The organism is Aliiroseovarius lamellibrachiae (assembly GCF_018599245.1).
Lineage (GTDB): Bacteria > Pseudomonadota > Alphaproteobacteria > Rhodobacterales > Rhodobacteraceae > Aliiroseovarius > Aliiroseovarius lamellibrachiae.
Genome location: NZ_JAHEVJ010000010.1, coordinates 86,578 through 112,190 on the forward strand (window position 1 = coordinate 86,578; position 25,613 = coordinate 112,190).

24 protein-coding genes and 1 tRNA gene are annotated in these 25,613 nt (G+C 54.8%); 10 read left to right on the forward strand and 15 right to left on the reverse strand.

Annotation, left to right across the window (positions count from 1 at the left end):
• The first annotated feature begins 354 nt into the window (after nucleotides 1-354).
• Together KKW20_RS15805 and ilvN are read left to right on the forward strand one after the other, a co-directional pair.
• The gene (locus tag KKW20_RS15805; protein WP_214568877.1) at nucleotides 355-2,109 is read left to right on the forward strand and encodes an acetolactate synthase 3 large subunit; all 1,755 of its coding nucleotides are present in this window, start codon (nucleotides 355-357) and stop codon (nucleotides 2,107-2,109) included.
• Between the two features lie 13 nt (nucleotides 2,110-2,122).
• Nucleotides 2,123-2,686, forward strand: coding sequence for an acetolactate synthase small subunit (ilvN, locus tag KKW20_RS15810; protein WP_214568878.1), 564 nt, complete (start codon nucleotides 2,123-2,125; stop codon nucleotides 2,684-2,686).
• Nucleotides 2,687-2,755: 69 nt separating this feature from the next.
• On the opposite strand, the gene KKW20_RS15815 is transcribed toward ilvN, so the two are convergent.
• The 6 genes from KKW20_RS15815 to pdxH all read right to left on the reverse strand — a co-directional run bounded on the left by KKW20_RS15815 (nucleotide 2,756) and on the right by pdxH (nucleotide 9,874).
• Complete coding sequence (locus KKW20_RS15815; RefSeq protein WP_214568879.1) at nucleotides 2,756-3,058, reverse strand: hypothetical protein; 303 nt, start codon at nucleotides 3,056-3,058, stop codon at nucleotides 2,756-2,758.
• Between the two features lie 450 nt (nucleotides 3,059-3,508).
• Nucleotides 3,509-7,195, reverse strand: coding sequence for a vitamin B12-dependent ribonucleotide reductase (locus KKW20_RS15820; protein WP_214568880.1), 3,687 nt, complete (start codon nucleotides 7,193-7,195; stop codon nucleotides 3,509-3,511).
• A gap of 669 nt (nucleotides 7,196-7,864) precedes the next feature.
• Nucleotides 7,865-7,941: transfer RNA gene (locus KKW20_RS15825), tRNA-Pro, on the reverse strand.
• 85 nt (nucleotides 7,942-8,026) lie between these two features.
• A complete protein-coding gene (locus KKW20_RS15830) occupies nucleotides 8,027-8,518 on the reverse strand; it encodes a DUF192 domain-containing protein (protein ID WP_214568881.1) in 492 nt (163 codons plus the stop codon).
• Between the two features lie 74 nt (nucleotides 8,519-8,592).
• Nucleotides 8,593-9,132 (reverse strand): cold-shock protein, encoded by a 540-nt coding sequence (locus tag KKW20_RS15835; RefSeq protein WP_214568882.1) that lies wholly within the window; start codon nucleotides 9,130-9,132, stop codon nucleotides 8,593-8,595.
• A 136-nt stretch (nucleotides 9,133-9,268) separates the two neighbouring features.
• Complete coding sequence (gene pdxH / locus KKW20_RS15840) at nucleotides 9,269-9,874, reverse strand: pyridoxamine 5'-phosphate oxidase (RefSeq protein WP_214568883.1); 606 nt, start codon at nucleotides 9,872-9,874, stop codon at nucleotides 9,269-9,271.
• A gap of 166 nt (nucleotides 9,875-10,040) precedes the next feature.
• Between pdxH and fabI the strand changes: the two genes are divergently transcribed.
• Both fabI and gpt read left to right on the forward strand, forming a co-directional pair.
• Nucleotides 10,041-10,859 carry an enoyl-ACP reductase FabI gene (gene fabI, locus KKW20_RS15845; RefSeq protein WP_214568884.1) on the forward strand — a complete coding sequence of 273 codons (819 nt, stop codon included), beginning with the start codon at nucleotides 10,041-10,043 and terminating at the stop codon, nucleotides 10,857-10,859.
• 2 nt (nucleotides 10,860-10,861) lie between these two features.
• Nucleotides 10,862-11,383, forward strand: a complete 522-nt coding sequence (gpt, locus tag KKW20_RS15850) for a xanthine phosphoribosyltransferase (protein WP_214568885.1) — start codon at nucleotides 10,862-10,864, stop codon at nucleotides 11,381-11,383.
• 90 nt (nucleotides 11,384-11,473) lie between these two features.
• Here gpt and KKW20_RS15855 read toward each other — a convergent pair whose 3' ends face one another.
• The 3 genes from KKW20_RS15855 to prfA all read right to left on the reverse strand — a co-directional run bounded on the left by KKW20_RS15855 (nucleotide 11,474) and on the right by prfA (nucleotide 14,201).
• Nucleotides 11,474-12,055, reverse strand: a complete 582-nt coding sequence (locus KKW20_RS15855; RefSeq protein WP_214568886.1) for a DUF4167 domain-containing protein — start codon at nucleotides 12,053-12,055, stop codon at nucleotides 11,474-11,476.
• Nucleotides 12,056-12,315: 260 nt separating this feature from the next.
• On the reverse strand, nucleotides 12,316-13,149 hold the full coding sequence (prmC, locus tag KKW20_RS15860; RefSeq protein WP_214568887.1) for a peptide chain release factor N(5)-glutamine methyltransferase: 834 nt from the start codon (nucleotides 13,147-13,149) through the stop codon (nucleotides 12,316-12,318).
• Complete coding sequence (gene prfA, locus KKW20_RS15865; protein WP_214568888.1) at nucleotides 13,146-14,201, reverse strand: peptide chain release factor 1; 1,056 nt, start codon at nucleotides 14,199-14,201, stop codon at nucleotides 13,146-13,148. Before prfA ends, prmC begins: the two co-directional genes overlap by 4 nt.
• A gap of 63 nt (nucleotides 14,202-14,264) precedes the next feature.
• Here prfA and KKW20_RS15870 point away from each other — a divergent pair, with 63 nt between their 5' ends.
• Nucleotides 14,265-14,579, forward strand: coding sequence for a hypothetical protein (locus tag KKW20_RS15870; RefSeq protein ID WP_246534651.1), 315 nt, complete (start codon nucleotides 14,265-14,267; stop codon nucleotides 14,577-14,579).
• Here the strand turns inward: KKW20_RS15870 and KKW20_RS15875 are convergent.
• From KKW20_RS15875 to KKW20_RS15885, 3 genes are all read right to left on the reverse strand, one after another.
• Nucleotides 14,514-14,939, reverse strand: a complete 426-nt coding sequence (locus KKW20_RS15875) for a DUF1499 domain-containing protein (RefSeq protein WP_214568889.1) — start codon at nucleotides 14,937-14,939, stop codon at nucleotides 14,514-14,516. The two genes, KKW20_RS15870 and KKW20_RS15875, sit on opposite strands and share 66 nt — an antisense overlap.
• Before the next feature lie 116 nt (nucleotides 14,940-15,055).
• Nucleotides 15,056-16,018, reverse strand: coding sequence for an agmatinase (gene speB, locus KKW20_RS15880; RefSeq protein WP_214568890.1), 963 nt, complete (start codon nucleotides 16,016-16,018; stop codon nucleotides 15,056-15,058).
• Nucleotides 16,019-16,114: 96 nt separating this feature from the next.
• On the reverse strand, nucleotides 16,115-17,275 hold the full coding sequence (locus KKW20_RS15885) for a M20 aminoacylase family protein (RefSeq protein WP_214568891.1): 1,161 nt from the start codon (nucleotides 17,273-17,275) through the stop codon (nucleotides 16,115-16,117).
• A gap of 54 nt (nucleotides 17,276-17,329) precedes the next feature.
• Here KKW20_RS15885 and mazG point away from each other — a divergent pair, with 54 nt between their 5' ends.
• Both mazG and KKW20_RS15895 read left to right on the forward strand, forming a co-directional pair.
• Nucleotides 17,330-18,169 carry a nucleoside triphosphate pyrophosphohydrolase gene (gene mazG / locus KKW20_RS15890; RefSeq protein ID WP_214568892.1) on the forward strand — a complete coding sequence of 280 codons (840 nt, stop codon included), beginning with the start codon at nucleotides 17,330-17,332 and terminating at the stop codon, nucleotides 18,167-18,169.
• 80 nt (nucleotides 18,170-18,249) lie between these two features.
• Entirely contained in the window at nucleotides 18,250-19,269 is a 1,020-nt protein-coding gene (locus KKW20_RS15895; protein ID WP_214568893.1) for a Fe(3+) ABC transporter substrate-binding protein, read from the forward strand.
• A gap of 69 nt (nucleotides 19,270-19,338) precedes the next feature.
• Here KKW20_RS15895 and KKW20_RS15900 read toward each other — a convergent pair whose 3' ends face one another.
• Both KKW20_RS15900 and uvrA read right to left on the reverse strand, forming a co-directional pair.
• On the reverse strand, nucleotides 19,339-19,806 hold the full coding sequence (locus KKW20_RS15900) for an NUDIX hydrolase (RefSeq protein ID WP_343207604.1): 468 nt from the start codon (nucleotides 19,804-19,806) through the stop codon (nucleotides 19,339-19,341).
• Nucleotides 19,803-22,637, reverse strand: coding sequence for an excinuclease ABC subunit UvrA (gene uvrA, locus KKW20_RS15905; protein ID WP_214568894.1), 2,835 nt, complete (start codon nucleotides 22,635-22,637; stop codon nucleotides 19,803-19,805). Before uvrA ends, KKW20_RS15900 begins: the two co-directional genes overlap by 4 nt.
• A 221-nt stretch (nucleotides 22,638-22,858) precedes the next feature.
• Between uvrA and KKW20_RS15910 the strand changes: the two genes are divergently transcribed.
• The 3 genes from KKW20_RS15910 to KKW20_RS15920 all read left to right on the forward strand — a co-directional run bounded on the left by KKW20_RS15910 (nucleotide 22,859) and on the right by KKW20_RS15920 (nucleotide 24,103).
• A complete protein-coding gene (locus tag KKW20_RS15910; RefSeq protein ID WP_214568895.1) occupies nucleotides 22,859-23,212 on the forward strand; it encodes a rhodanese-like domain-containing protein in 354 nt (117 codons plus the stop codon).
• Between the two features lie 116 nt (nucleotides 23,213-23,328).
• Nucleotides 23,329-23,685: an ArsR/SmtB family transcription factor gene (locus tag KKW20_RS15915; RefSeq protein WP_246534652.1), complete on the forward strand. Its 357-nt coding sequence runs from the start codon at nucleotides 23,329-23,331 to the stop codon at nucleotides 23,683-23,685.
• On the forward strand, nucleotides 23,678-24,103 hold the full coding sequence (locus KKW20_RS15920) for an SRPBCC family protein (RefSeq protein ID WP_214568896.1): 426 nt from the start codon (nucleotides 23,678-23,680) through the stop codon (nucleotides 24,101-24,103). The genes KKW20_RS15915 and KKW20_RS15920 overlap by 8 nt, the downstream gene beginning before the upstream one ends.
• A gap of 107 nt (nucleotides 24,104-24,210) precedes the next feature.
• On the opposite strand, the gene lpdA is transcribed toward KKW20_RS15920, so the two are convergent.
• A complete protein-coding gene (gene lpdA / locus KKW20_RS15925) occupies nucleotides 24,211-25,605 on the reverse strand; it encodes a dihydrolipoyl dehydrogenase (RefSeq protein ID WP_214568897.1) in 1,395 nt (464 codons plus the stop codon).
• Nucleotides 25,606-25,613: the final 8 nt, after the last annotated feature.

A 25,613-nucleotide genomic window follows, 5' to 3' on the forward strand; every position in this document is an offset into this window, starting at 1 on the left:
TTGAGCTGAGCATGCTCGCTCTTGCTGGTGAATGCTGCAATCGCAGAAAAACTGGCTTAAATTTCCCGATGTTTCCAAAAATTACCGAACCGCGCAATAAAAGTACAAAAAATCGCACGCTGCGACACTTTATTCGTTCATTTCGCTGTTGACGCCCCCGCGCACCAATCATAATGTCGCAAACGAAGTCAACAAAGCCTCAAGGGATCACAGAGATGCAAAGCCTTCTCGTCGTCATTGGAAATTCGCGCATGGGCCGGTAACGGAACCTAAATATTCCCCATGCGCCCTCGACACTCTCGGGGGCTTTTTTTTAGACACTTCAAAAATGTAAGCGTGCAGACGGAGAGCAAGATGACACGTCAAATGACCGGAGCGAAAATGGTAGTTCAAGCCCTGAAGGATCAGGGTGTGGACACAGTCTTTGGCTATCCGGGGGGCGCCGTCCTACCGATTTACGATGAGATTTTTCAGCAAAATGACATTCGCCACATTCTGGTACGTCATGAACAAGGGGCTGTGCATGCCGCCGAGGGTTACGCGCGTTCCACCGGCAAACCGGGTGTTGTTCTGGTGACCTCCGGTCCCGGCGCCACCAATGCGGTGACCGGTCTGACCGATGCGCTTTTGGATTCGATCCCGATTGTGGTTCTGACCGGTCAGGTTCCGACCTTCATGATCGGCACCGATGGCTTCCAAGAGGCCGACACCGTTGGCATCACCCGCCCCTGCACCAAGCACAACTGGCTTGTGAAAGAGACCGATAAGCTCGCGGATGTGATCCATCAGGCGTTCCATGTGGCCATTTCGGGTCGCCCTGGCCCGACGTTGGTGGATATTCCAAAGGATGTTCAGTTTGCAACGGGGTCTTACACCCCACCGGCAAAAGCAAACGTCGCCCATTACCAGCCGCCAGTGCGCGGCGACAAAGATATGATCACCGAACTGGTGGCCGCGATGGAAGCCGCGGAACGCCCCGTGTTTTACACCGGCGGCGGGGTGATCAATTCGGGCAATGGCGCGTGTCAGTTGCTGCGTGAATTGGTAGAAGCCACAGGTTTCCCCATCACCTCAACCTTGATGGGCCTTGGCGCCTATCCTGCCTCTGGCGAGAAATGGCTGGGGATGTTGGGGATGCATGGGCTTTATGAGGCCAATATGGCGATGCATGATTGTGATCTGATGATCAACATTGGCGCGCGTTTTGACGACCGGATCACCGGCCGTCTGGATGCCTTCAGCCCCGGATCACAAAAGGCGCATATCGACATTGACCCAAGCTCAATCAACAAAGTGATCCATGTGGACCTGCCCATCATTGGCGACGTGGGACATGTGCTTGAGGATCTGTTGAGGATTTGGAAGGCCCGTGGCCGCAAAACCAATAAAGCCGCAATCGGCCAATGGTGGGATCAAATCGCAACTTGGCGCGACCGCAAATGTCTGAGCTATAACAACAGCGATGAGATTATTCAGCCGCAATTTGCTCTGGAACGCCTTGAGGCGCTGACCAAAGACAAAGACCGCTATGTGGCCACCGAAGTGGGCCAACATCAGATGTGGGCGGCGCAATTCCTGGGCTTTGAAGACCCAAATCGGTGGCTGACCTCAGGTGGTCTGGGCACCATGGGATACGGGCTTCCGGCCACCGTGGGCGCACAAGTGGCACATCCCGACGCCCTTGTGGTGAACGTCGCGGGTGATGCGTCATGGTTGATGAACATGCAGGAAATGGGCACCGCCGTTCAATTCCGCCTGCCGATCAAACAATTCATCCTGAACAACGAGCGTCTGGGCATGGTCCGTCAGTGGCAAGAGCTGCTGCATGGTGAACGCTATAGCCACAGCTGGTCGGAAAGCCTGCCTGATTTCGTGAAATTGGCCGAAGCCTTTGGCTGTAAAGGCCGCCAGGTCAGCGACCCGGCCGAGCTGGACGACGCCATTCAGGAAATGCTCGATTATGACGGGCCGTTCATTCTGGATGTCTTGGTCGAGAAACACGCCAACTGCTTCCCGATGATCCCATCGGGTGCCCCGCATAATGACATGTTGATGGGCGAAGCGGATACACAAGGCGTGATCGGCTCTGCCGGCGCAACTTTGGTTTAAGGAGGGTTATGAAATGTCTGCTCTAAATATCAAAAAAGGCTCCTCCCGCAATTCGGCCTATGATTTGCGCGACCCCAATTCCGATGTGATCGAACGCCATACGCTGGCCTGCATCGTGGACAATGAAGCGGGTGTTTTGGCCCGTGTGATCGGCCTGTTTTCAGGGCGCGGATACAACATCGAAAGCCTTACGGTGGCGGAAGTTGATCACCAAAGCCATTTGTCGCGGATCACTGTGGTCACCACAGGGACACCTGCGGTCATTGAACAAATCAAAGCGCAGTTGGGCCGGATTGTTCCTGTGCATGACGTGCATGATTTGACTGTCGAAGGCCCTGCTGTTGAACGGGAACTGGCGTTATTCAAGGTTGAAGGTGGTGGCGAAAAACGCGTTGAAGCCCTGCGTTTGGCCGATATTTTCCGTGCCAATGTTGTGGATTCAACGCTTGGAAGCTTTGTGTTCGAAATCACCGGAACAACTGAGAAAATTTCTGCCTTTGCCGAATTGATGCGCCCGCTTGGATTAAAAGAAGTGGCGCGAACTGGTGTCGCAGCCTTGTCGCGCGGCGAGGTATAAAAGCCAGAAAGGCGCAGCTTCGCTCAGGGGGCTGCGCTTTTACTTTGCATATTGGGGATCTCTCCCCTCTTAAGCCACAACTTTAAGATGGCGAGTTTCTTGAAGGGCATTTGACGTATCATGACCGTCATTGACCAGCAACTTATGCGGATCAATATCGCCGGTGCCTCGATGGCAACTGATCACGCGCGCGATCTCGCGCATGGGGCCCTCGTTTTCCGTGTGAAAGACAATCTGATCCCCAGACTCAAACCCATCAATACCTGCTAAAAGCTCTGTATTTCCGGTGATGCACGCCAATGGCCCTTGATCTTCACACCACACCAGCCCCAGCTGCTTGTCTGATTTGTACCAAAGCACAATACCGTTCATGGTATACTCCATTCCTACGGGAATAATTCTATTCACAGGTGAAACGCGCATCCAGCAGATAAGTGGCCCAGAACTGTGCGCAATTGGCGTCACCCCCTCCAAAAACTGACGCGCTTACGCGTCACTTTCCATAAGATATCACATTTCACTTGCCATAACTTACGCTAGGTCAAGTTTTGCAAAATAATTTCGCCACAATATCGAAAACAATGATGGCACCGCTTTCATCACCACAAAAGCATTGCCAAAAAAGAAAGGGTGCCCGAAGGCACCCAGTTTCGCTGATAAGGCTCGTCATTGTACCGCTCAGATTTGTTGCCTGCGGCCTTATCCACGTCAGGGGCGAGCGCACCCGTCCCGTGTTAAGGTGAGGGGGCAAACCGCCCCACCCTATCTCTGCGACGCCCGCCCCTTGGGACAGAAAGCAGGCGCCGCAAACTGTTTAACCCACTAGGAACAACCAGAGGTGCCCCCACAGGTATTGCATTTCATGCAGGTGCCATTGCGCACCAGCGTGTAATTTCCGCACTCGCCGCAAGGGTCGCCTTCATACCCTTGCATCTTGGCTTTCACACGTTCGTCCATCGCGGTGACTGACCCGGTGGCCACCGTGGTTTCAGAAACCGTCACCGTTGCGGTTGCGGTTTCAGGCACCAAGGTGTTCAGCGCCCCCACAGGGTCCGTTCCGGTCAAAGACGTTTTTTCTTGACCGCCTTGCAACACCACCAATTCTTGTGGAAGACGTTTGCGGAGGTAGCCGGTTGAGCTGATTTGTTTAAGCACTTCCAATGACTTAGAGGCGGCGCTTTCGCTCATTTCCTGAACATTAGACACGCCTTCTTCTTCACCGCGACCCAGGTCATCAAAGCTGGCACCGGTTGGCTTTACGTGTGCCAGATCGGTACGATCCAGATAAGACACCGCCAATTCACGGAAGATGTAATCCAAGATCGAAGTGGCGTTTTTGATCGAGTCATTGCCCTGCACCATGCCCGCAGGCTCAAACTTGGTGAAGGTGAACGCATCAACAAATTCCTCAAGCGGCACACCGTATTGCAGGCCAACCGACACCGCGATGGCAAAGTTGTTCATCATCGCACGGAACCCTGCACCCTCTTTGTGCATGTCGATGAAAATCTCACCCAGATTGCCGTCTTCATATTCACCAGTGCGAAGGTAAACTTTATGCCCGCCAACGATGGATTTTTGCGTGTATCCTTTACGGCGACCGGGCAGTTTTTCACGCCCGCGCGCAACCTCTTTGATCACCACTTTCTCGATGATTTTTTCGGCCAGCGTGATCGCCTTTTCATTGGGCGTGCCGGTGGCAAGGATTTCTTCCGCCTCGTCGTCGTCTTCCACAAGGGACGCGGCCAATGGTTGTGACAGTTTTGATCCGTCGCGGTACAGCGCATTGGCCTTGATGCCCAATGACCAGCTCAGCTCATAGGCGCTCTGACAATCTTCGATCGTCGCGTCATTTGGCATGTTGATGGTTTTCGAAATCGCACCCGAAATAAACGACTGCGCGGCCGCCATCATATAGATATGGCTGTCAACACTCAGGAAACGCTTACCTTTTTTGCCACATGGATTTGCACAGTCGAAAATCGAATAATGCTCTTCCTTCAAATGTGGCGCGCCTTCCAGCGTCATCGTTCCGCAAACGTGGTCATTTGCGGCCTCAATATCTTGACGGGTAAAGCCAAGATGCGCGAGCAGGCTGAAGCTCGGATCGTTCAGTTTTTCCTGAGGAATCCCCAAGACATTGGTGCAAAACTCTTCGCCCAGCGTCCATTGGTTGAACACAAAGCGAATATCAAAAGCCGACGGCAAGGCCGCTTCGATCTTGGCAATCTCGTTCTGCCCAAATCCGTGTCCGATCAGCGTGGTATGGTTGATCCCCGGCGCATTGCCGATGGTGCCGTGACCCACCGCATAGCTGACAATCTCTTCGATCTGGGCCGAGCTATAGCCCTGCATTTCCAACGCCGCAGGAACCGAGCGGTTGATGATTTTGAAATACCCGCCACCGGCCAGTTTCTTGAATTTCACCAGCGCGAAATCAGGCTCAATCCCCGTGGTGTCACAATCCATCACCAAGCCAATGGTGCCAGTTGGGGCAATCACCGAGACCTGAGCGTTGCGAAAGCCGTGCTTTTCACCAAGCAGCATCGCTTCGTCCCAAGCGCCCATCGCCAGATCGACCAGTTTGGCATCGGGACAGTTGGCATGATCAAGTGCAACCGGCTTAATATCCAGTTTTTCATAGCCTTCGGTGGCGCCATAGGCCGCTGTGCGGTGATTGCGGATCACCTTCAACATGTGCTCTTCGTTGCGCTTATAGCCGTCAAACGCCCCCAATTGCCCGGCCATTTCAGCCGAGGTGGCATAGGCCACACCGGTCATAATCGCGGTCAGCGCACCACAAAGCGCACGCCCCTCGTCGCTGTCATAGCTAAAGCCCATGTTCATCAACAACCCGCCAATATTGGCATAGCCCAGACCCAAGGTGCGGAAGTCATAAGACAGTTGCGCAATTTCCTTTGATGGGAACTGCGCCATCATCACCGAAATCTCAAGCGTCACAGTCCACAGGCGGGTGGCGTGCATGTAATCTTCGGCCTGAAAGACACCGTCCTTCAGGAACGTCAGCAGGTTCATGGACGCCAGGTTACAAGCGGTATCATCCAGAAACATATATTCCGAACACGGGTTTGATCCGCGGATCGCACCATCCTCTGGGCAGGTGTGCCACGCGTTCACGGTGTCATGATATTGGATGCCCGGATCGGCACAGGCCCAAGCGGCGTGGCCGATTTGATCCCACAGATCGCGCGCCTTAATGGTCTTGGCGACCGAGCCATCGGTGCGGCGGATCAGCTCCCAATCCGCATCGTCCTCAACGGCCTTCAAATAGGCATCAGTCACGCGGACTGAGTTGTTAGAGTTTTGACCAGAAACGGTGGCATAAGCCTCTGAATCCCAGTCGGTGTCATAGGTTGGAAACTCAATCGCCGCAAAGCCCTGCTTAGCATAATCCAACACGCGCTTCACGTAAGCCTCTGGAATTGCGACTTTCTTGGCGGCCCGAATTGCACTTTTCAAACCTTCGTTGGCTTTGGGGTCAAACGCGTCTTCCTCTGCCCCGTCCCATGTGCGGATCGCAGCAAAAAGATCGTTCAAATGCGCTTCGTGCATCTTGGACCCCGCCACAAGCGAGGCCACTTTCTGCTCTTCTTTGACTTTCCAATTGATGTATTCTTCGACATCCGGGTGGTCCGCATCAACGATCACCATCTTGGCTGCACGCCGTGTGGTGCCGCCGGATTTAATCGCGCCCGCCGCCCGATCACCGATTTTCAAGAAGCCCATCAGGCCCGAGGATTTGCCCCCGCCAGACAGCTTTTCATCCGCAGCACGAAGGCTGGAAAAGTTGGTGCCGGTGCCGGATCCATATTTAAACAGGCGCGCCTCGCGCACCCACAGATCCATAATGCCGCCATCCCCCACCAGATCGTCACCGACCGATTGGATGAAACAAGCGTGCGGCTGAGGATGCTCATAAGCCGACGCCGATTTGGTCAGCTTTTTGGTGTTGTGGTCGACATAATAATGCCCTTGGCTTGGGCCGTCGATCCCATAGGCCCAATGCAGGCCGGTATTGAACCATTGCGGGCTGTTGGGCGCCGCGCGCTGGCTGGCCAGCATGTTACGCATTTCGTCGTAATAGGCGCTGGCGTCCTCTTCGGTTGAGAAATAGCCGCCTTTCCAACCCCAATAGGCCCATGCGCCCGCCAAACGGTCAAACACTTGCTTGGCCGACGTTTCGCCGCCGAAACGATCCTCTTCGGGCAATTTTGCCAATGCTTTTTCATCAGGAACTGAGCGCCACAGAAACTCTGGCACATCTTTTTCTTTGACCCGCTTCATCGCTGCGGGCACGCCAGCTTTGCGGAAGTATTTTTGTGCGATCACATCTGAGGCGACCTGGCTCCAGCTTGACGGCACTTCACATTCGTCCAGCTTAAACACGATGGTTCCGTCCGGGTTCCGAATCTCTGACGAGGTGTGGATGAAGTCCAAATCTGCGTAGGCGCCTGCCCCGGCCCGTGTGAATTTGCGCTCGATCTTCATTGTGCCCGATCCATCCTCATATCTATTCGGCAGATCCTGAACGAACCCAACCTGTCCCAAAATTCATGCATGATCCATTATCGTCTCGGGACAGCGCACAACTCTCCGGTGGCCACGACAAAAGTCGTCCGGCTGTGACCCAAAAAAGGGTAACAAAGTGCTGTGCTCTCCCGCGTGACCTTCCCCACTATATGTAGTGGTCGCCATGATCAGCACCCACAAACTGACGTATTGACCCACAATCGGTCAACGCATTTTTCCAATCTATCCACAACTCTTTTTCGTTGACCTAATCCAAGGATTTTGCGCGGGGCGATTAACCAATCGATTCCATAAAGTACCACCTATACGTGTAGCCTTATTTTACTAGCGTCTCGGCAGACTTACGCCAAAACCCTAACAAAAAAGGTGAAAGTCGGCATGTAAGATGGCTAGTCCGCTCGGCTGTGGACAACATTGTGTATGAATAGGATTTGTGACCCGCAGAACACGTTCATACAGATTAACATCTGTTCATACCCTGACATCACCAAGAGAATCTCTAATCGAAAGATTGAGCTTCACAAGATCTAGGGGCTGCCCCGTCTGCTCAACGCGCAATTGGAGTTCACCCAAGAGTGCAAAACCAAACGGTCGCAAACGATGATAAATCGGCAGTAAAGAGGAAGATGGTCGGGACGGCAAGATTCGAACTTGCGACCTACGGTACCCAAAACCGTCGCGCTACCAGGCTGCGCTACGCCCCGACTGAGGAGACTGATAACGATGTCTTTCGGGGGATGAAACCCCAAAATGCACTCCAAATGCAATTTCTCGTCACAAGAAGAATAATCAGTTCTCGTCACACGGCCAAAGGGCCACGCGCTGCTTAATAAATGGGGATTTTAACTGACTTCCCACGGTGATTCCGATCTTTTCTGCCAAACCACCGTTTAGCTCGAGCACGTAACGCACGCCTTTTCCGCCACTCACCGGCGTCAAATCACCGGGTTGCGCGTTTTTATGAATAAAAGCGACTCGCCCATCCGTGGTCAGAAACAACATGTCCAAAGGAATCAGTGTGTTCTTCATCCAGAATGCCGGTTCATGGGCAAAAGGGTAGACAAACAGCATCCCCTGCCCCAAGGGCATTTCTGTTCGCCCCATCAGACCTTTGGCACGGTCGCGATGGGTTTGGGCCACTTCAACCGTAAACCCGGCCTGCCCCCATGCCCCGCGCAGATCCACGCGCTCTTCCCGACAGGCCGCATTGGCCGCAGTGACAGAAAAGCTGGTCAGCACTGACAGAACTGAGAAAAAGGCAGCGTATTTGAAGACCTGCATCACGAGCCCCCTTTGGGTAGGATGTCCGGTAGGGTTCCCTTGGCAGCCATTCTGCGCGAGCTTACCGAACGGGTTTATCCAACTTCGTTCACGGCACTGTCCCAGGCGGACACAACCAGCGCCAGCTTGCCACGTTTCCCTTGGATTGTGCGCAAGCAAATTGCCTCACCGGGCTGAAGATCTGCCAAACCGGAGCGGCGCAGCACCTCGATGTGAATGAATACATCCTCGTCAGAGCCAAAGATATTGGCAAAACCAAAGCCCTTGCCTTTGTCGAACCACTTCACCCGTGCCGGGACAACCGGGCCTGCATTCTCCAAATCAAACTCTTCGGATTGTTCTTCGGCAAGGCCTAAGATTTCGGTGGTTTCGGGGGGTGTAATGGCACGTACGGCCACAGCCTGTCGTCCGCGCTGGGTGTCTTGCACCTCAATTTCAATTCCAGCCCCATCCGCGACGGAGCTTTGGCCGAAATTCCGCAACACATTTGCATGAAGCAGGATATCTGCGCCGCCTTCATCCGCAATTACGAAACCAAATCCCTTGGTGGGATCAAACCATTTTACATGTCCGTGCAGAATCGTGGTGTCCTGCGCCTCAGACTCTAACGTCATCTGGTCACCCTATAAGTTCACATCCCCATATATAGTAGTGAAACAAATGAGGCGACCTCGCAAGCCAAAACTACCTGTACTTTTAGGCAGGTTCAAAGGGGTAAACCCGCAGAATTAACGCAGAATTTCGCTTTTTTTATGGATTAAGTCGCGAAATGCACCAATCGGAATTACACGTCTCGCGAATCCAGCGAAACCGATCATGCAACCTAAAGGCGCCATCCGCCCAGAACTCGATTTCCGTTGGGTGAATTCGGTATCCCCCCCAAAAATCCGGGCGCGACGGCGATGTGCCATGCGTCGCCGTCACGCGCGCAACCTCTGCCATCAAGCTGTTGCGCGACTTGAGTGGTTGACTTTGATGTGACGCCCAGGCGCCCAAACGGCTTTTGAGCGAACGAGACTGGTAATAGGCGTCAGCCTGCGCCCCCTCTTCTCGGGTCACGGTCCCACGCACGCGAATTTGGCGGCGCAGAGATTTCCAATGCATCACAAATGCAGCTTTGCCTGCCTGATCAATTTCCTGCGCTTTGGCAGAGCCGTAGTTGGTGTAAAACACAAAGGCGTCGTCTTCGATGTCTTTCAAAAGCACCATTCGCGCGTTTGGCATTCCATCCTTGTCGACCGTGGACAGGGCAATGGCATTGGGGTCATTGGGTTCTGCGGCTTCCGCCTCAGCCAGCCAGCTGCGCGCCAAAGCGAATGGGTCATCGCCCGCGAAAATTCCACCACGTTCCGACATTGTCCGTCCCTTTTCTCATTTTCACCCATAAAAGGCGCCACCTGCGCAGCCCGGCTTTTTGTTGCACCATTCTGCCGAATGCTCCAGTTTAAAGAGCGAGGCTTGTGGAAGCTGGGGCAATCGCATAAACGGGCTTAAACCAGAAATGTGGGACGGGGAACAGAGAATGTCGACCGGTTTGATGAACGGAAAACGCGGCCTGATTATGGGGCTCGCAAATGACAAATCCATCGCGTGGGGGATTGCAAAAGCCTGTGCGGAACAAGGCGCGGAACTCGCGTTTTCATATCAGGGCGATGCGTTGAAAAAACGCGTTGATCCGCTGGCTGCACAGCTTGGGTCTGAGATTGTGGAACCTTGTGATGTGTCGGATGAGGCGTCAATTGATGCTTTATTCACCACGCTGGAAGCCAAGTGGGGCAAGCTTGATTTTATCGTGCATGCCATTGGTTTTTCTGACAAAAATGAGCTTCGTGGGCGGTATGTTGACACCAGCCCTGAAAATTTCCGCATGACCATGGACATCTCGGTTTACAGCTTTACCGCTGTTGCACGCCGGGCTGCGGCCATGATGCCCGATGGCGGATCCCTTCTGACGCTGACCTATTACGGTGCCGAACAAGTGATGCCGCATTACAATGTGATGGGGGTCGCCAAAGCCGCCCTTGAAGCATCTGTGCGTTACATGGCCGAGGATCTTGGCAAAGATGGCATCCGCGTCAATTCAATCTCTGCTGGTCCGATTAAGACATTGGCCGCATCGGGCATTGGTGATTTCCGCTACATCCTGAAATGGAACGAGTTGAATTCGCCCCTTCGCCGCAACGTCACCATCCAAGACGTCGGCAAATCCGCGCTTTACCTGCTGTCGGATCTGGGATCCGGCGTGACCGGTGAAACACACCACGTTGATGCGGGCTATCATGTCGTTGGTATGAAAGCGGTTGATGCGCCTGATATCGATGTTTCTGCGGGAAGGAAATAACAATGAGTGATCACCGCCTGCCCCACGAAAAAGGCTTCCATATCAGTTGGGATCAAATCCACCGCGACAGTCGCGCGCTTGCTTGGCGCCTAGATGGCCAAGGCCCCGATGATGGGGCTTGGCGCGCTGTTGTGGCGATCACCCGTGGCGGCATGGCCCCTGCGATGATCGTCAGCCGCGAGCTGGACATTCGCACCGTTGATACCATCAGCGTGAAATCCTACCACGCAGGCGGCGGCAAAGCCGATGAACAGCGTGAGGCAGAGGTGTTGAAATCCCCGGACGCCGAGCTGATGGGCGACGGCACTGGCATCCTGATCGTTGATGATCTCGTTGACAGTGGCAAAACCCTTGAGCTTGTGCGCGAGCTTTATCCAAACGCTCATTTCGCCACGGTCTATGCCAAGCCAAAGGGCCGACCAATGGTCGACACCTTCATCACCGAAGTCAGCCAAGACACCTGGATTTTCTTTCCATGGGATATGGCGCTGCAATATGTGGAACCCTATCGCGGCACCGACTAAATCGGCGTTCGAACCTATGATGAGACAAAATACAAAAAGCCCGGTCGATTTGACCGGGCTTTTTAATGTCTTTTAACGGACGAAACGAGCTTACTCAGCTTTATCCACTTCAACCGGAGCAGCGGGCGCCGGTTGAACCGGGGCGACATCAGGTTGTGCTGCCTCTACCTTACGAGGCTTGCGAGGCCGTGGCGCGCGCTTTTTCGGTTTGCTTTCAGGCGTTTCCACAAGACCACTATCCGGCTCGCTGATCACATCAGGTTGCTCGGTGGGAATATTCGGCGCCGCAGGCTCCACAGGCGCATCAACAACATCGGGTTGTTTACGCTCGCGATCATCTCTTTCACGCTGCTGCTGTTGTTGTTGCTGACGCTCGCGGTTCTGCTGTTCCGCCTGCACGCGGCGCGCGTCGACTTCACGCTGCGCCTCGCCCAACAAACGGGTGTAATGCTCAGAATGCTGCTGAAAATTCTCGGCCGCCACGCGGTCATTCGACAAAAACGCATCTCGCGCAAGCTGAGTATATTTTTCAATGATTTGCTGAGGGGTGCCACGCACCTTGCCCTCGGGCCCAGAGCTGTCAAACACCCGGTTGATAATATTTCCCGGGTTGTTGTTATTGTTCCGGTTACGGTTCGATTTATTACGCGAACGGGACTTCGTAGATCTCATAAGCTTTTGCTTCCAGCCTTGGCTTGTGCCTGTGACCCAAACAGGGCCTGACGTTTTTGATCGAACGGGGCGCTGTCGCGCATCCTGCGGTCCGATTTGTGGGCTTAACACCGGCGCATGTCCGACTGGACTGTTGCTTCCGACCCCTCTTTCGTAACCATCAGATCTGAATGAAACAAGCCCAAAGTGCGCAACATACAGGGATATTTGCGGGAATCTGCCTGAATCGGCTGCATTTGGCGCGAAGTCAGCGAATTGCGTTACGCCAAGTCACCGCAAACGATACGGTCGCGGCCGTCCATATCCTGCCCCACCCGAACCATTTCAAACCCAGCCGCACGAAACATCTCAGCCACGGCCGGCCCCTGGCTGGGACCAATTTCAACAATCAACCGGCCATTTGTGTTCAGGTGGTCGGGCGCTTGGCGCGTGAGAATGCGGTAAGGTTCCAACCCGTCCCCCCCCGGCGTAAGCGCAAGATGGGGTTCCCACAGCAACACATCTTGCGACAGGCCCGTCATTTCATCCGCCGCAATATACGGTGGGTTTGAGACAATCAGATCAAAGCGCCCCTGCACCGGTCCAAACCAACTGCCCGATACAAACTCAGCACGCGCATCAAGGTCCAATGCCGTGCGGTTTCGCGTTGCAACACGCAACGCCGCGTCTGACAAATCTGCGCCAATTCCCGTGGCGTCACTTCGCTCCGCCAGCAAGGAAAGCAAAATACAGCCCGAGCCAGTTCCCAAATCCAAAACCGTTTCAAATGGATGTTTAAGCGCCTCAGCCACAAGCTCTTCCGTCTCTGGTCGTGGGTCAAGAACATCACCCGTCACACTAAAAGATCGGCCATAGAACAATCGCTTACCAATGATTTGCGCAACGGGCTGACGCGCCATTCGAGCAGCGATCGCCGCATCAAATTCCGCTTCCTGATCAGCCGTCACCGCGTCCGCTAAAACCAAGGTCAAACGATCCCGCGGGATGCCCAGCACATGGGCCAACAGCACCCGTGCGTCCTGTGCAGCCCCGTCAATACCGCCCGCCGTCAAATGGCGCACGCCCGAAACCAACAGCCCTTGCGCCGTGGTCATCCGTCGATCTCAGCCAGCTGGGCCGCCTGCGCCTCGGCGGTCAACGCGTCGATCACTTCGGTCAAATCCCCCGCGATAATCTGGTCGAGCTTATAAAGGGTGAGGTTGATGCGGTGGTCCGTCATGCGCCCTTGTGGGAAATTATAGGTGCGAATGCGTTCTGATCGATCCCCAGACCCAACTTGGCTTTTGCGATCGGCGGCGCGTTCATTGTCGACCCGTTGCCGCTCCAAATCGTAAAGCCGCGTTTTGAGCACCTGCATCGCGATCTCGCGGTTGCGGTGTTGCGATTTTTCCGAACTGGTAACGACAATCCCCGTTGGGATGTGGGTGATACGCACAGCAGAATCGGTGGTGTTCACATGTTGTCCGCCCGCGCCCGAGCTGCGCATGGTGTCGATCCGGATGTCATTTGCATCAATCTGCACATCAACATCTTCGGCCTCTGGCAGGACCGCAACCGTGGCAGCCGAGGTGTGAATACGTCCACCGCTTTCGGTTTCCGGCACCCGTTGGACCCTGTGTACACCGCTTTCGTATTTCAGGCGCGCGAACACCCCGCTTCCCTTCACATGCGCGGTGACCTCTTTCACCCCCCCAAGCTCGGACAGGGTTTGGTCCATAATTTCAAATGACCACCCCTGCGCTTCGGAATAGCGTTGATACATCCGCAAAAGGTCGCCCGCAAAAAGCGCTGCCTCATCCCCGCCGGTTCCCGGGCGGATTTCGATCATCGCGGGGCGGGCATCGGCGGCATCTTTGGGCAAAAGCGCCAACCGCATCCCTTTTTCCGCATCCGGCAATCGCGCCTTCAGCGTGGGCAATTCTTCTTCTGCCAGCTCCCGCATATCCGGGTCATCCATCATCAGCTCTGCCTCGTCGATATCGGCAATCAGCTGCTTATAAACCAAGATTTCTTCGACGACGGGCTTAAGCTCGGCATATTCCCGACCGACGGCCGCGATTTCATCGCCCGTCAGTCCTTGCGACATCCGCGCTTCGAGAAATTCGAACCGTTCGGTGATCGCGCTGAGTTTTTCCATAGGAACCATAAGGATCGGTCTGTCGCATTGTGAGAATTTGGTCAAGAGCTGGAACTGTGCTAGACTGAATTCATGCGAAATTTCGTCACTCTTTTGGGCCTTTGGGGCATGGCGATCGGGACCATCTCGGCCCCAGTTTGGGCCGATGTTGTGACCCCGGGTGGCAAAGTCATTGATTGTTATTGCACCGACACCCAAGGGTCGCGTGTTGAGCTGGGTCAGGAAATCTGTCTTTACGTGGGCGGGCGCGCCTTTATGGCGCTGTGCGACATGAGCTTGAACGTGCCAATTTGGCGCGACACGGGCCGTGGTTGCATGACATCAGGGTTGCTCGACAAGCTGCTCAAGCCAGCCATCGACACGGGCGGCGTTGACCCCAAGATCTGATTTTCCAATCACCAAATGCGCATGAATATGCAGCTGGCCGTCCTGTTCCCACAACAAGGTAATGTCTGGGAAACCGAAGACTTTGGACCGGGTGACAAATGCCCGCCCTTTCTGGGTTTCATGCGGTACACTGCGCGGGCTCGCCTTGATGATCGCTGCCAATTGGGCCAAGGCGTTGTTCGGCAGATCGGCCAAGGGCAGGACGTATTTCACGCCCCCGACCAACATATGCTTTCCCGGCGTGTTTGGCCCAGGCCACCCCGAGAACCGTTCCGACGGCAAGGGCTTCACACGGGCAAAAAGCGCCACCCCAACCACAAGAAAGAGCACAATCCCGGCCCCGATCATAAGAGTTTTCATTCGCTCAACCTTCTAAAACCGAAAGCGTGAGATAGCATGGGCATCAGGACGCTACGAGCTTTCCCAAGGGTCAGCCAAAACCCTTTGATCAAGGATCAAACGACCGCGAAACGACACTAACCACGGCGCGTAACCGCCCATAAATTAAGGATTTCCATTGCGACATGCGCACCCGCAATCGCGGTGGCACCAGTGGTGTCAAAGGGCGGCGACACCTCGACTATATCGCCCCCCACAAGATTGATACCCGCCAAATCCCGCAGCATGATCGAGGTTTGCGCGGTGGTCAGCCCGCCCCAAACAGGCGTACCCGTCCCTGGCGCAAAAGCCGGATCAAGCGCATCAATATCAAACGTCAAATAGGTTTGATGATCCCCGAGGATCGATTTGATCTTTTGAACCACCGCCACGGGCCCCGTTTCATGCACTTCGCGCGCATCAATGATATTCACCCCCAAAGTGTCCGCATTATGGGTCCGAATGCCCACTTGGACCGAGCGTTTCGGATCAATCAGCCCTTCTTTTACCGCCTTGTAAAACATGGTGCCATGATCCACCCGCCCCATATCATCATCGGGCCAGGTGTCGGTATGGGCATCAAATTGCAACAGGCTAAGTGGCCCGAATTTCTTGGCGTATGCGCGCAGGATTGGAAAGGTGATATAGTGATCGCCCCCAAGCGCCAAACTGGCACAATCCTGATCCAAAATGCCCTTGATATGCGCCTCAAGTGTTTCTGGAAACTGGCTGATCTGTGCATAATCAAATGCCATATCCCCATAGTCAGCGACGGCAAACTCGCTCAGCACATCAAAGTCCCAACCATAGGCCTGATCCGGAGATTGCAAGGCTGATGCCTCGCGGATCGCCCGTGGCCCAAGGCGCGTGCCGGGCCGGTTGGTCACGGCCTGATCGAAGGGCACACCTGTCACCGCAATATCCACATTGTGCAGATCTTTAGTATAGGTACGGCGCAAAAAGGACGTGATACCGCCAAAGGTGTTTTCAAACGACAGACCTTTCAGCCCGTCGCGTGTGATCGCGGTATCAACCTCATTGCCGGCGTCTTCGAGTGCCATGATACTCTCCCAAATGATTTTCCCTTAGGTAGCATGGATATTTCCTTACCGCCATATTATTTGATCAAATATGCAGAATATCAACGTAACTCGCTGTTATAGATGATTAACTTTTTCGATCAAACGCGCAAAGAAACTGGCCCCATAAGGGGCTGCATCATCGTTGAAATCATATTCCGGGTGGTGAAGCCCTGCCCCTTCGCCCTGCCCCAAAAAGAGATACGCACCGGGGCGTTCTTCGAGCATATAGGCAAAATCCTCCGCCCCCATCTCGCGCCCAGCCTGTGCTTGGACACGATCTTCGCCCGACAGCTCCCGTGCCACAGAAACCGCTTTGGCCGTCTGGGCGGCGTGGTTGATGGTCGGCGGATAACCACGTTCGTAATTGATCTCAACCGTAACGCCAAAACTGGCGGCCTGACCCGTTACAATGTCATGCACGCGACGTTCGACCAAATCTCGGATCTCGGGCGAAAAGCTGCGGATTGTGGCGCCGAACCATACGGTTTCTGGGGTGATATTATCCGCCGTGCCGCCATGAATTTCAGTCACGGACAGCACCAGCTCTTCAAGCGGCGGAAGGTTGCGTGACACGATGCTTTGCAACGCCTGCACCATCGAGACCATCGCTATGATCGGATCCACACACTCCTGAGGATAGGCCGCGTGGCCCCCCTTGCCTGTCACACGCACCCGCAAGGTGTCCACGGCGGCCATGATCGGGCCAGGCGTCGTGACAAATTCACCAAGTGCATGGCCCGGTGTATTGTGCAGCGCATAGACCTCGGAGATATCAAACCGGTCCATCATCCCTTCGTCACACATATGCTTGGCCCCGCCGAAATTCTCTTCCGCCGGCTGGAAGATTAACGCCACCCGCCCTTTGAAATTCCGCGTTTCGGCCAGATATCGCGCCGCGCCCAACAGCATGGTTGTGTGCCCATCATGACCACAAGCATGCATTAGCCCCGAGTTTTGCGAGGCATGTTCTGCCCCAGTCTGCTCCTCAATCGGCAGCGCATCCATATCGGCACGCAAGCCAATTGTAGGGCCGTCCCCCTGCCCGTTGATGATCGCCACCACACCCGATACGCCAATCTTCTCGTGGATCTCATCCACTCCGAAGTCGCGCAACCGCTCCACCACAAAGGCTGCGGTTTCAAAGCATTCCAACCCAAGTTCGGGATGCGCATGCATCCAACGACGCCAGGTCTTCATATCTTCGCCAAAATCAGCAATACGGTTAATGACGGGCATTGGGCTCTCCTTTAGAGTTTCCAAAAGGGTTCCCCGAAAAAAGGGTCAATTGCAATGTTGAAAAATACCGAACGCACCACGTCGGACAAGATTGTCCATACCCCCAATGGTGGCATGGATCGCCTGCGCGAAATCATGCGACGCCTGCGGGATCCAAATGGTGGCTGCCCGTGGGACCTTGAACAGGATTTCCACACCATCGCGCCTTATACCATTGAGGAAGCGTATGAAGTGGCCGATGCGATCGAACGCGAAGCTTGGGACGAGCTGAAGGGCGAACTCGGCGATCTGCTGTTTCAATCCGTGTTTCACGCGCAAATGGCCGAAGAGCGTGGATTATTCAGTTTCGACGATGTGGCCGATACGATGTCAAACAAAATGGTCACGCGTCATCCACATGTGTTTGGCGATGACGCGTCCGACAAGTCAGCCGAGCAACAGACCCGCGACTGGGAAGCAATCAAAGCGATGGAACGCGCAGCCAAGGCGCAAAAGGGCGTGCTTGACGGGGTTGCGATTGGCCTGCCGGCTTTGTTGCGCGCGGTTAAACTGCAAAATAGGGCCGCGCGTGTTGGGTTTGATTGGCCAGAAACAACCCAAGTTCTTGAAAAAATTCAAGAAGAAGCGTTGGAATTGGTCGAGGCAAAGGACAGTTTAAGCCAAGACGAGGTGCGCGAGGAGTTTGGGGATCTGCTTTTTGTCATGGCCAATCTGGCGCGGCATCTGGACGTGGAACCCGAAGAGGCGCTGCGCCAAGCCAACGCCAAGTTTGAGCGGCGTTTTGCAGGAGTGGAACAGCGCCTTGCCACCATCGGGCGCCGACCAGAAGAGTCCACACTTGAAGAAATGGATGCGCTTTGGGACGCGGTGAAGCAGGCGGAGCGGGAAAAATAGTTCCTGATTTTTTTAATCAGGTATTGACCTGAGTAATTCACTCGGATTTAAGCGCCTCAAGATTTCTCAGGAGATGCAACATGAAACGCACAATCATCACCGCCACTATTTTGGCCGCAACCCTACCGTCCATCATGGCCACCACCGCCAGCGCCGACGACGTGAATGTTTATTCCTATCGCCAGCCCGAGCTGATCCAACCCTTGATGGATGCCTTTAGCGCGCAAACCGGCCACAACGTCAATGTTGCATTCCTGCAAAAGGGCATGATCGAACGCCTGCAAGCCGAGGGCAAACGCAGCCCTGCTGACCTGATCCTGACCACCGATATCTCGCGCCTTGCGGGCGTCGTAGATGCGGGCCTGACCCAGCCAGTTCAATCTGACACACTAAAGGCAAATATTCCTGCGCAATATCGCGACACGGATGATCAATGGTTCGGCCTCACCTCGCGCGCGCGGATCGTTTATGCGTCGAAGGACCGTGTGAACGAAGGGGATGTGACCACATATGAAGATTTGGCCGACCCCAAATGGAAAGGCCGGATCTGCACCCGGTCGGGAACCCACGCCTATACGCTGGCTATGGTCGCGGCATACCTGAAACACCACGGTCCAGAGGCCACCACCACTTGGCTAGAAGGCGTGAAAGCCAACCTCGCACGCAAGCCCCAAGGCAATGACCGCGCACAGGTCAAAGCAATCTGGGCCGGCGAATGCGACATCGCCATCGGCAACACCTATTACATGGGCAAAATGCTCAGCAATGACGAGCAAAAGGCTTGGGCAAACAGTGTGAATGTCGTGTTCCCGACCTTCGAAAACTCGGGCACCCATGTGAATGTCTCGGGCATGGCCCTGACCAAATACGCCCCAAACAAAGAGGCGGCCATCGCGCTGATGGAATTTCTTGCCTCGCCAAAAGCACAGGAAATCTACGCGGCTACGAACTTCGAATATCCGATCGCACCCGGCACACAAGCGGACCCGTTGGTGCAAAGCTGGGGCAGCTTTGTGGCTGACGACCTGAACCTGATGGAAGTGGCCGCGGAACGCCCAGCAGCGCTGAAACTGATTGAAGAGATCGATTTCGACGGCTGATCAACTGCTGAAACGACACAATAAAAGAAACGCCCGGAGCCATCGCTTCGGGCGTTTTTTATCAAGTGGTCACAGGGAATGCTGCTTCGCTTTATCGCGCTCAACCAGGGCCAATTGCAACATATCGGCAACCCCTTGCGACATCACGTAAGCCCCTGATAACACGTCCTCAATCAAGGCAAACTCTGCCTCCTCCGCATCATCCCCCGCAACAGGATCACCACGCAGATAGCGACAGGACACGCCCATCAGAACATAGTGAAACACCGGGGGTAAAGCCGCGTCCTTCGCAGGAACAATCACCTCTTGCGTGCCAATCACCGCGCCCGCCGTCGCACTCACTCCGGTTTCCTCAACAAGCTCCCGACAGGCCCCATCCTGCAAGCTTTCTCCATATTCCAGACGCCCACCAGGAAAGCCCCAAGTGCCCGCGTCCGGATCATTCTTCCGCTTGACCAGCAAGACCTCTGCCCCACGCAAGACAATTGCCAAGACCGCCAAAACGGGGCGCAATGGGGGCTCGATCTGTCCGCTCACAACATGTCTTTCAGATAATGCCCTGTATGGCTGGCCGTCACTTTTGCAACCTGTTCCGGCGTGCCTTTGGCGACTATTTCACCGCCGCCATCGCCCCCCTCGGGGCCAATATCGATGATGTAATCCGCAGTCTTCACCACATCGAGATTATGCTCGATGACCACAACAGAATTGCCTTGATCGACCAGTTCATGCAGCACTTCCAATAGCTTACGCACATCTTCAAAGTGCAGACCCGTGGTGGGTTCATCCAGAATATATAGGGTGCGACCGGTGGAACGCTTGCTGAGTTCTTTGGACAGTTTCACCCGCTGCGCCTCACCGCCCGACAGCGTGGTCGCCTGCTGGCCAACCTTGATATAACCCAGCCCAACCCGCATCAACGCATCCATCTTTTCACGGATCGTCGGCACCGCTTGGAAAAACGTCTGCGCGTCTTCCACGGTCATATCCAGCACATCAGCGATGGATTTGCCCTTGAAGGTAACTTCCAAAGTTTCGCGGTTATAGCGCGCGCCATTGCAGGTTTCGCAGGTCACATAGACGTCGGGCAAAAAGTGCATTTCAATCTTGATGACACCATCGCCCTGACAGGCTTCGCACCGCCCGCCTTTCACGTTGAAGCTAAACCGCCCCGGCTTATAACCGCGCGCTTTCGACTCGGGCAGCCCGGAAAACCACTCACGAATTGGCGTGAACGCCCCGGTATAAGTCGCCGGGTTCGAGCGTGGCGTGCGTCCAATCGGGCGTTGATCAATGTCGATCACCTTGTCCAGATGCTCTAACCCTTTGATGGTTTCGCAAGGCGCCGGGGTTTGGCGCGCACCATTCAGGCGCATCGAGGCGGTTTTGAAGAGCGTTTCGATCGTCAGCGTCGATTTCCCGCCGCCCGACACGCCGGTTACACAAACAAATTTCCCCAAAGGAAAGTCCGCCGTGACCTTTTTCAGATTGTTGCCCGTGGCCTTGACCACCTGTATCTTTTTGCCGTTTCCTTTGCGGCGCTTCGTGGGTACGGATATTTCACGAACCCCTGTAAGATACTGACCCGTAATGGATTCCGGATTGGCCTCGATCTCATCCGGGGTGCCGCGCGCGATAATTTCGCCACCATGCACACCAGCCCCCGGGCCGATATCCAGCACATAATCCGCCTCGCGGATCGCTTCTTCATCATGTTCCACCACAATGACTGTGTTGCCCTGGTCGCGCAGGTTTTTCAGCGTGACCAACAGCCGACCATTATCGCGCTGATGCAGCCCGATCGAAGGTTCATCCAGCACATAAAGCACGCCGGTCAGCCCCGACCCGATCTGGCTGGCCAAGCGGATCCGCTGGCTTTCCCCGCCACTGAGCGAGCCGGAATTTCGGCTCAGTGTCAGATATTCCAAGCCAACATTATTTAGGAACCCAAGCCGTTCGCGGATCTCTTTTATGATCGCTTTGGCAATCTCATTTTTCTGATTGCTCAGGTGATTTGGCGCATCTTCGATCCAGGCCAAAGCCTCGCGGATCGACAGTTGCACAACCTGCCCTACATGCATGCCCGCAATCTTCACCGCCAGCGCTTCATCCCGCAGACGATAGCCCTTACACGCGCCACAAGGGCGGTTGTTTTGATAGCGTTCAAACTCTTCACGCACCCAATTGCTGTCCGTTTCGCGGTAGCGGCGTTCCATGTTCGGGATCACCCCCTCAAACGGTCGCGTCACCTCATACACCCGGCCGCTTTCGTCAAATCGAAACGGGATTTCCGCATCGCCAGAGCCGTAAAGGAACACCTGCTGCACATGTTTCGGCAGGTCTTTCCACGGGGTTTTGCGATCAAATTCATAGTGTTTCGCAATGGATTCAATGGTTTGCAAAAAGTATGGTGACTTGCCTTTGCGCCAGGGGGCCAAGGCACCGTCATAGATTTGCAAGGTCACATCCGGCACCACAAGCCGTTCGTCAAAAAACAGCTCTTTGCCCAGGCCGTCACACACCGGACAGGCCCCAAACGGCGCGTTAAACGAGAAGAGGCGTGGTTCGATCTCTGGAATGGTGAACCCTGATTCCGGGCAGGCAAAATTCTCAGAGAAGGTGTGAAGCTCCGGCTCCCCCTCCTTTGGGGCCGTCTCCAACACGGCAATGCCATCCGCCAAATCAAGCGCCGTGCGGAAACTGTCCGCCAAGCGCTGCTCCATGCCCTCACGCACCACAATCCGGTCCACAATCACATCGATATTATGGCGAAACTTCTTGTCCAACGTGGGCGGCGCGTCGAGCTCATACATCTCTCCGTTCACCTTGACGCGCTGAAAGCCCTTTTTCTGAAGCTCTTGAAATTCCTTGCGATATTCACCTTTTCGGTCGCGCACGATCGGGGCAAGCAAATAGGCCCGCGTACCCTCTTCCATCGCCATGACCCGATCCACCATATCTTGCACTTGCTGTGCCTCAATCGGCAGGCCCGTGGCAGGGGAAAAAGGTGTACCAGCGCGGGCAAACAGCAGCCGCATATAGTCATAAATTTCGGTCACAGTGCCGACGGTGGAGCGTGGGTTCTTTGATGTGGTTTTCTGTTCAATCGAGATCGCCGGGGACAGACCCGCAATGTGATCCACATCGGGTTTTTCCATCATATCAAGGAATTGACGCGCATAGGCGGACAGGCTTTCGACGTACCGCCGCTGCCCTTCGGCATAGATCGTGTCAAAGGCCAGACTGGATTTTCCAGATCCGGACAGGCCGGTGATGACCACCAATTGGTCTCGCGGAATATCCACATCAATGGATTTCAGGTTATGTTCGCGCGCGCCGCGCACCTGGATCTCTTTCAGCTCGGCCATAATGCCCCCTGTTCACACTGCCTTAACCGATAGGACAAACGGGCTTTGGGGACAACAGAAAAGTGAGAACATTAAACGAACACAGGTCTCGCCTCAATCACTCTTTACTTGACCCATAATAAATATTCACATTTTAGAATATTTCTCCTTTCAACTTGTTGACCAACAACCACACACCCCTATATCCCAGCAGACAAGACATTACAGACGGGACAACAGATATGTTTGGCTTTTTGACAGGCGGCGCAAAGATGGCGCCAGACGAGGCGGTACGCAAATCCAAAGCGGGCGAGCTGACCGTGATTGACGTGCGCGATCACAGTGAAGTGCGGTCAACCGGCAAAGCCAAAGGCGCAATTGTGGTCCCGCTTGCGGTGATGCAATTTCAATGCGACCCCAAGGGGCCAGATTTCAACAAAGCAATCGACCCCTCCAAACCCATCGCACTGTATTGCGCCTCTGGGGCGCGGTCGATGATGGGCATTCGTATCCTGAAAAAATTGGGGTATGAGCAGGTTTACAACATCGGCGGGCTGGGTCACTGGCACCAAGCAGGTGGCGAAGTCTCCAGATAAGCTTCTGTAAAGTGATATAAAATCCGCGCAGCCCCTGCCGCGTGGATTTTTTTGTGCCTCTATCAAACCCCTGCACACACATGATTCACCCAACTGGTTGACTGAACTGATGCGCCATGTTATTCACCCATATGGTTGAACCACAGAAATCCAACCGCCTGAACACCGTTCTTAAGGCTGCATCCGATCCAACGCGCCGGGCCATCCTGACCCTTTTGGCGCAACAAGGCCCGCTGCGGGTCACGGATATTGCCCGCCGGTTTGAGATGAGCCTGAACTCGATCTCAAAGCACATCAAAGTTCTGGAAGGATCCGGGCTTGTGACGCGTCGCACAGAATGGCGTGAACATCTGATCGAGGTGAACATGGCGCCGCTTTCTGAGATTGACCAATGGTTTGCCGAACTCCGCTCGATCTGGGCGCTTCGGTTAGACGCCCTCGACGCTGCCTTGAAGGAGGATCACAATGACTGAACTATCCCTTGAGATTTCCCGCCACCTGCCCCATCCGCCCGAACGCGTTTTTGACGCCTGGCTCGACCCCAAGATGTTGTCGAAATTCATGATCCCTGGCGCAGGCGTGAGCGTGCCAGAAGCCACATCGGACGCCAAAGTTGGTGGGCGGTTTCGCATCCTTATGCGCGTCCCCGGTGCGGGCGACTTGCCCCACGAAGGCACCTATCAAACCATTGATCGTGCAACAAAACTTGCCTTTACATGGGAATCCCATAACAGCATGGAAAACTCAGTTGTCACGCTTGACCTTGCGCCGAAAGACGGCGGAACCGACCTGACCCTTCGACACGTCCGCTTTCCGTCTGAGCAAAGCCGTGATGATCACCAAGGCGGCTGGACCTCGATTATTGCCAAGCTGGAAGAGACGCTGGCGTGATGGGGCGCGCGGACTGAATTGTTACATCAGCCCCGACTGGCAAAGCGACGCACACCAATCCACAGCAGACGAAAGCAAAAGGCCGGGCATAAACCCGGCCTTTTCAATTAGATATGAACCGCTTTGTCATAAGCGTCCAGCACCGCTTCGTGCATGGATTCGCTGATCGTCGGATGCGGGAAGACGGTGTGCATCAACTCTTCTTCCGTTGTCTCAAGCGTTTTTCCGACCAGATAGCCCTGGATCATTTCGGTGACTTCCGGCCCAACCATATGCGCGCCCAAAAGCTCGCCAGTTTTGGCATCAAAAATGGTTTTGATCATGCCCTCCGCATCCCCCATTGCGATGGCTTTACCGTTGCCAATAAACGGGAAGCGCCCGACTTTAATGTCCAACCCCTGCTCTTTCGCTTTCGCTTCGGTCAGGCCAACGGACGCCACTTGCGGGTGACAATAGGTACAACCGGGGATGTTTTCTGGCTTTACGGGATGGGCGTGCAGACCCGAGATTAGCTCTGCCACCATCACGCCTTCGTGGCTGGCTTTATGCGCGAGCCAAGGCGCGCCAGCGATGTCGCCAATGGCCCAAAGACCCTCAACGCCCGTACGGCAATGCGTATCCGTAACAACATGGGTGCGGTCGATTTTCACGCCCAGCTCCTCCAACCCCAAGCCTTCGACATTGCCCACAATACCGACAGCAGAAATCACAGTGTCAAAGGTCTGTTTTTCTACCTTACCGCCCACTTCGATATGCGCAGTGACCTGACCTTTGCCGCGATCAAGCTGCTTGACCATGGCTTTTTCCATGATCTTAAGACCCTGTTTTACAAAAGACTTCTTTGCAAAGGCGGAAATTTCAGCGTCCTCCACAGGAAGCACGCGATCCATCACTTCGACAACGGTTGTGTCAGCACCGAGGGTGTTAAAGAAGCTCGCAAATTCGATGCCGATCGCACCGGATCCGATGACCAACAGCTTTTTCGGCATGCGTGGCGGGTTCAATGCGTGTTTATAAGTCCACACCAGATCTCCGTCCGCCTCAAGCCCAGGCAATTCGCGCGCCCGCGCCCCGGTGGCGACAATGATATTTGGCGCGGTCAGCTCTTCTGTGCCCTTGTCGGTTTTCACCGAAACCTTGCCTTTTCTGGGCAGCGTCGCCGCCCCCATAAAGACTGTGATTTTGTTCTTTTTCATCAAGTGGCCGATGCCCGAGGACAGTTGCTTGGCCACCCCTCGAGACCGTTTAACGATGGCAGGAAGGTCATAGTCGATCTTGCCAGCGCTCAGGCCAAACTCAGCCGCGCGGTGCATCAGGTGAAAGACTTCCGCGGATCGCAACAACGCTTTGGTGGGGATACAGCCCCAGTTCAGGCAGATCCCGCCCAAGTGTTCACGCTCAACAATAGCGACCTTTTGGCCAAGCTGGGCTGCACGAATTGCGGCCACATAGCCCCCCGGACCGGCACCAACTACGATTGTATCAAAAGCGTTCACTGACATGGGACTCT

Bases quoted from the DNA above. Each gene is read 5' to 3' on its own strand.
- KKW20_RS15805 (WP_214568877.1), top strand. From the start codon at position 355: ATGACACGTCAAATGACCGGAGCGAAAATGGTAGTTCAAGCCCTGAAG.
- ilvN (WP_214568878.1), top strand. From the start codon at position 2,123: ATGTCTGCTCTAAATATCAAAAAAGGCTCCTCCCGCAATTCGGCCTAT.
- KKW20_RS15815 (WP_214568879.1), bottom strand. From the start codon at position 3,058: ATGAACGGTATTGTGCTTTGGTACAAATCAGACAAGCAGCTGGGGCTG.
- KKW20_RS15820 (WP_214568880.1), bottom strand. From the start codon at position 7,195: ATGAAGATCGAGCGCAAATTCACACGGGCCGGGGCAGGCGCCTACGCA.
- KKW20_RS15830 (WP_214568881.1), bottom strand. From the start codon at position 8,518: ATGCAGGTCTTCAAATACGCTGCCTTTTTCTCAGTTCTGTCAGTGCTG.
- KKW20_RS15835 (WP_214568882.1), bottom strand. From the start codon at position 9,132: ATGACGTTAGAGTCTGAGGCGCAGGACACCACGATTCTGCACGGACAT.
- pdxH (WP_214568883.1), bottom strand. From the start codon at position 9,874: ATGTCGGAACGTGGTGGAATTTTCGCGGGCGATGACCCATTCGCTTTG.
- fabI (WP_214568884.1), top strand. From the start codon at position 10,041: ATGTCGACCGGTTTGATGAACGGAAAACGCGGCCTGATTATGGGGCTC.
- gpt (WP_214568885.1), top strand. From the start codon at position 10,862: ATGAGTGATCACCGCCTGCCCCACGAAAAAGGCTTCCATATCAGTTGG.
- KKW20_RS15855 (WP_214568886.1), bottom strand. From the start codon at position 12,055: ATGAGATCTACGAAGTCCCGTTCGCGTAATAAATCGAACCGTAACCGG.
- prmC (WP_214568887.1), bottom strand. From the start codon at position 13,149: ATGACCACGGCGCAAGGGCTGTTGGTTTCGGGCGTGCGCCATTTGACG.
- prfA (WP_214568888.1), bottom strand. From the start codon at position 14,201: ATGGTTCCTATGGAAAAACTCAGCGCGATCACCGAACGGTTCGAATTT.
- KKW20_RS15870 (WP_246534651.1), top strand. From the start codon at position 14,265: ATGCGAAATTTCGTCACTCTTTTGGGCCTTTGGGGCATGGCGATCGGG.
- KKW20_RS15875 (WP_214568889.1), bottom strand. From the start codon at position 14,939: ATGAAAACTCTTATGATCGGGGCCGGGATTGTGCTCTTTCTTGTGGTT.
- speB (WP_214568890.1), bottom strand. From the start codon at position 16,018: ATGGCACTCGAAGACGCCGGCAATGAGGTTGATACCGCGATCACACGC.
- KKW20_RS15885 (WP_214568891.1), bottom strand. From the start codon at position 17,275: ATGCCCGTCATTAACCGTATTGCTGATTTTGGCGAAGATATGAAGACC.
- mazG (WP_214568892.1), top strand. From the start codon at position 17,330: ATGTTGAAAAATACCGAACGCACCACGTCGGACAAGATTGTCCATACC.
- KKW20_RS15895 (WP_214568893.1), top strand. From the start codon at position 18,250: ATGAAACGCACAATCATCACCGCCACTATTTTGGCCGCAACCCTACCG.
- uvrA (WP_214568894.1), bottom strand. From the start codon at position 22,637: ATGGCCGAGCTGAAAGAGATCCAGGTGCGCGGCGCGCGCGAACATAAC.
- KKW20_RS15910 (WP_214568895.1), top strand. From the start codon at position 22,859: ATGTTTGGCTTTTTGACAGGCGGCGCAAAGATGGCGCCAGACGAGGCG.
- KKW20_RS15915 (WP_246534652.1), top strand. From the start codon at position 23,329: ATGTTATTCACCCATATGGTTGAACCACAGAAATCCAACCGCCTGAAC.
- KKW20_RS15920 (WP_214568896.1), top strand. From the start codon at position 23,678: ATGACTGAACTATCCCTTGAGATTTCCCGCCACCTGCCCCATCCGCCC.
- lpdA (WP_214568897.1), bottom strand. From the start codon at position 25,605: ATGTCAGTGAACGCTTTTGATACAATCGTAGTTGGTGCCGGTCCGGGG.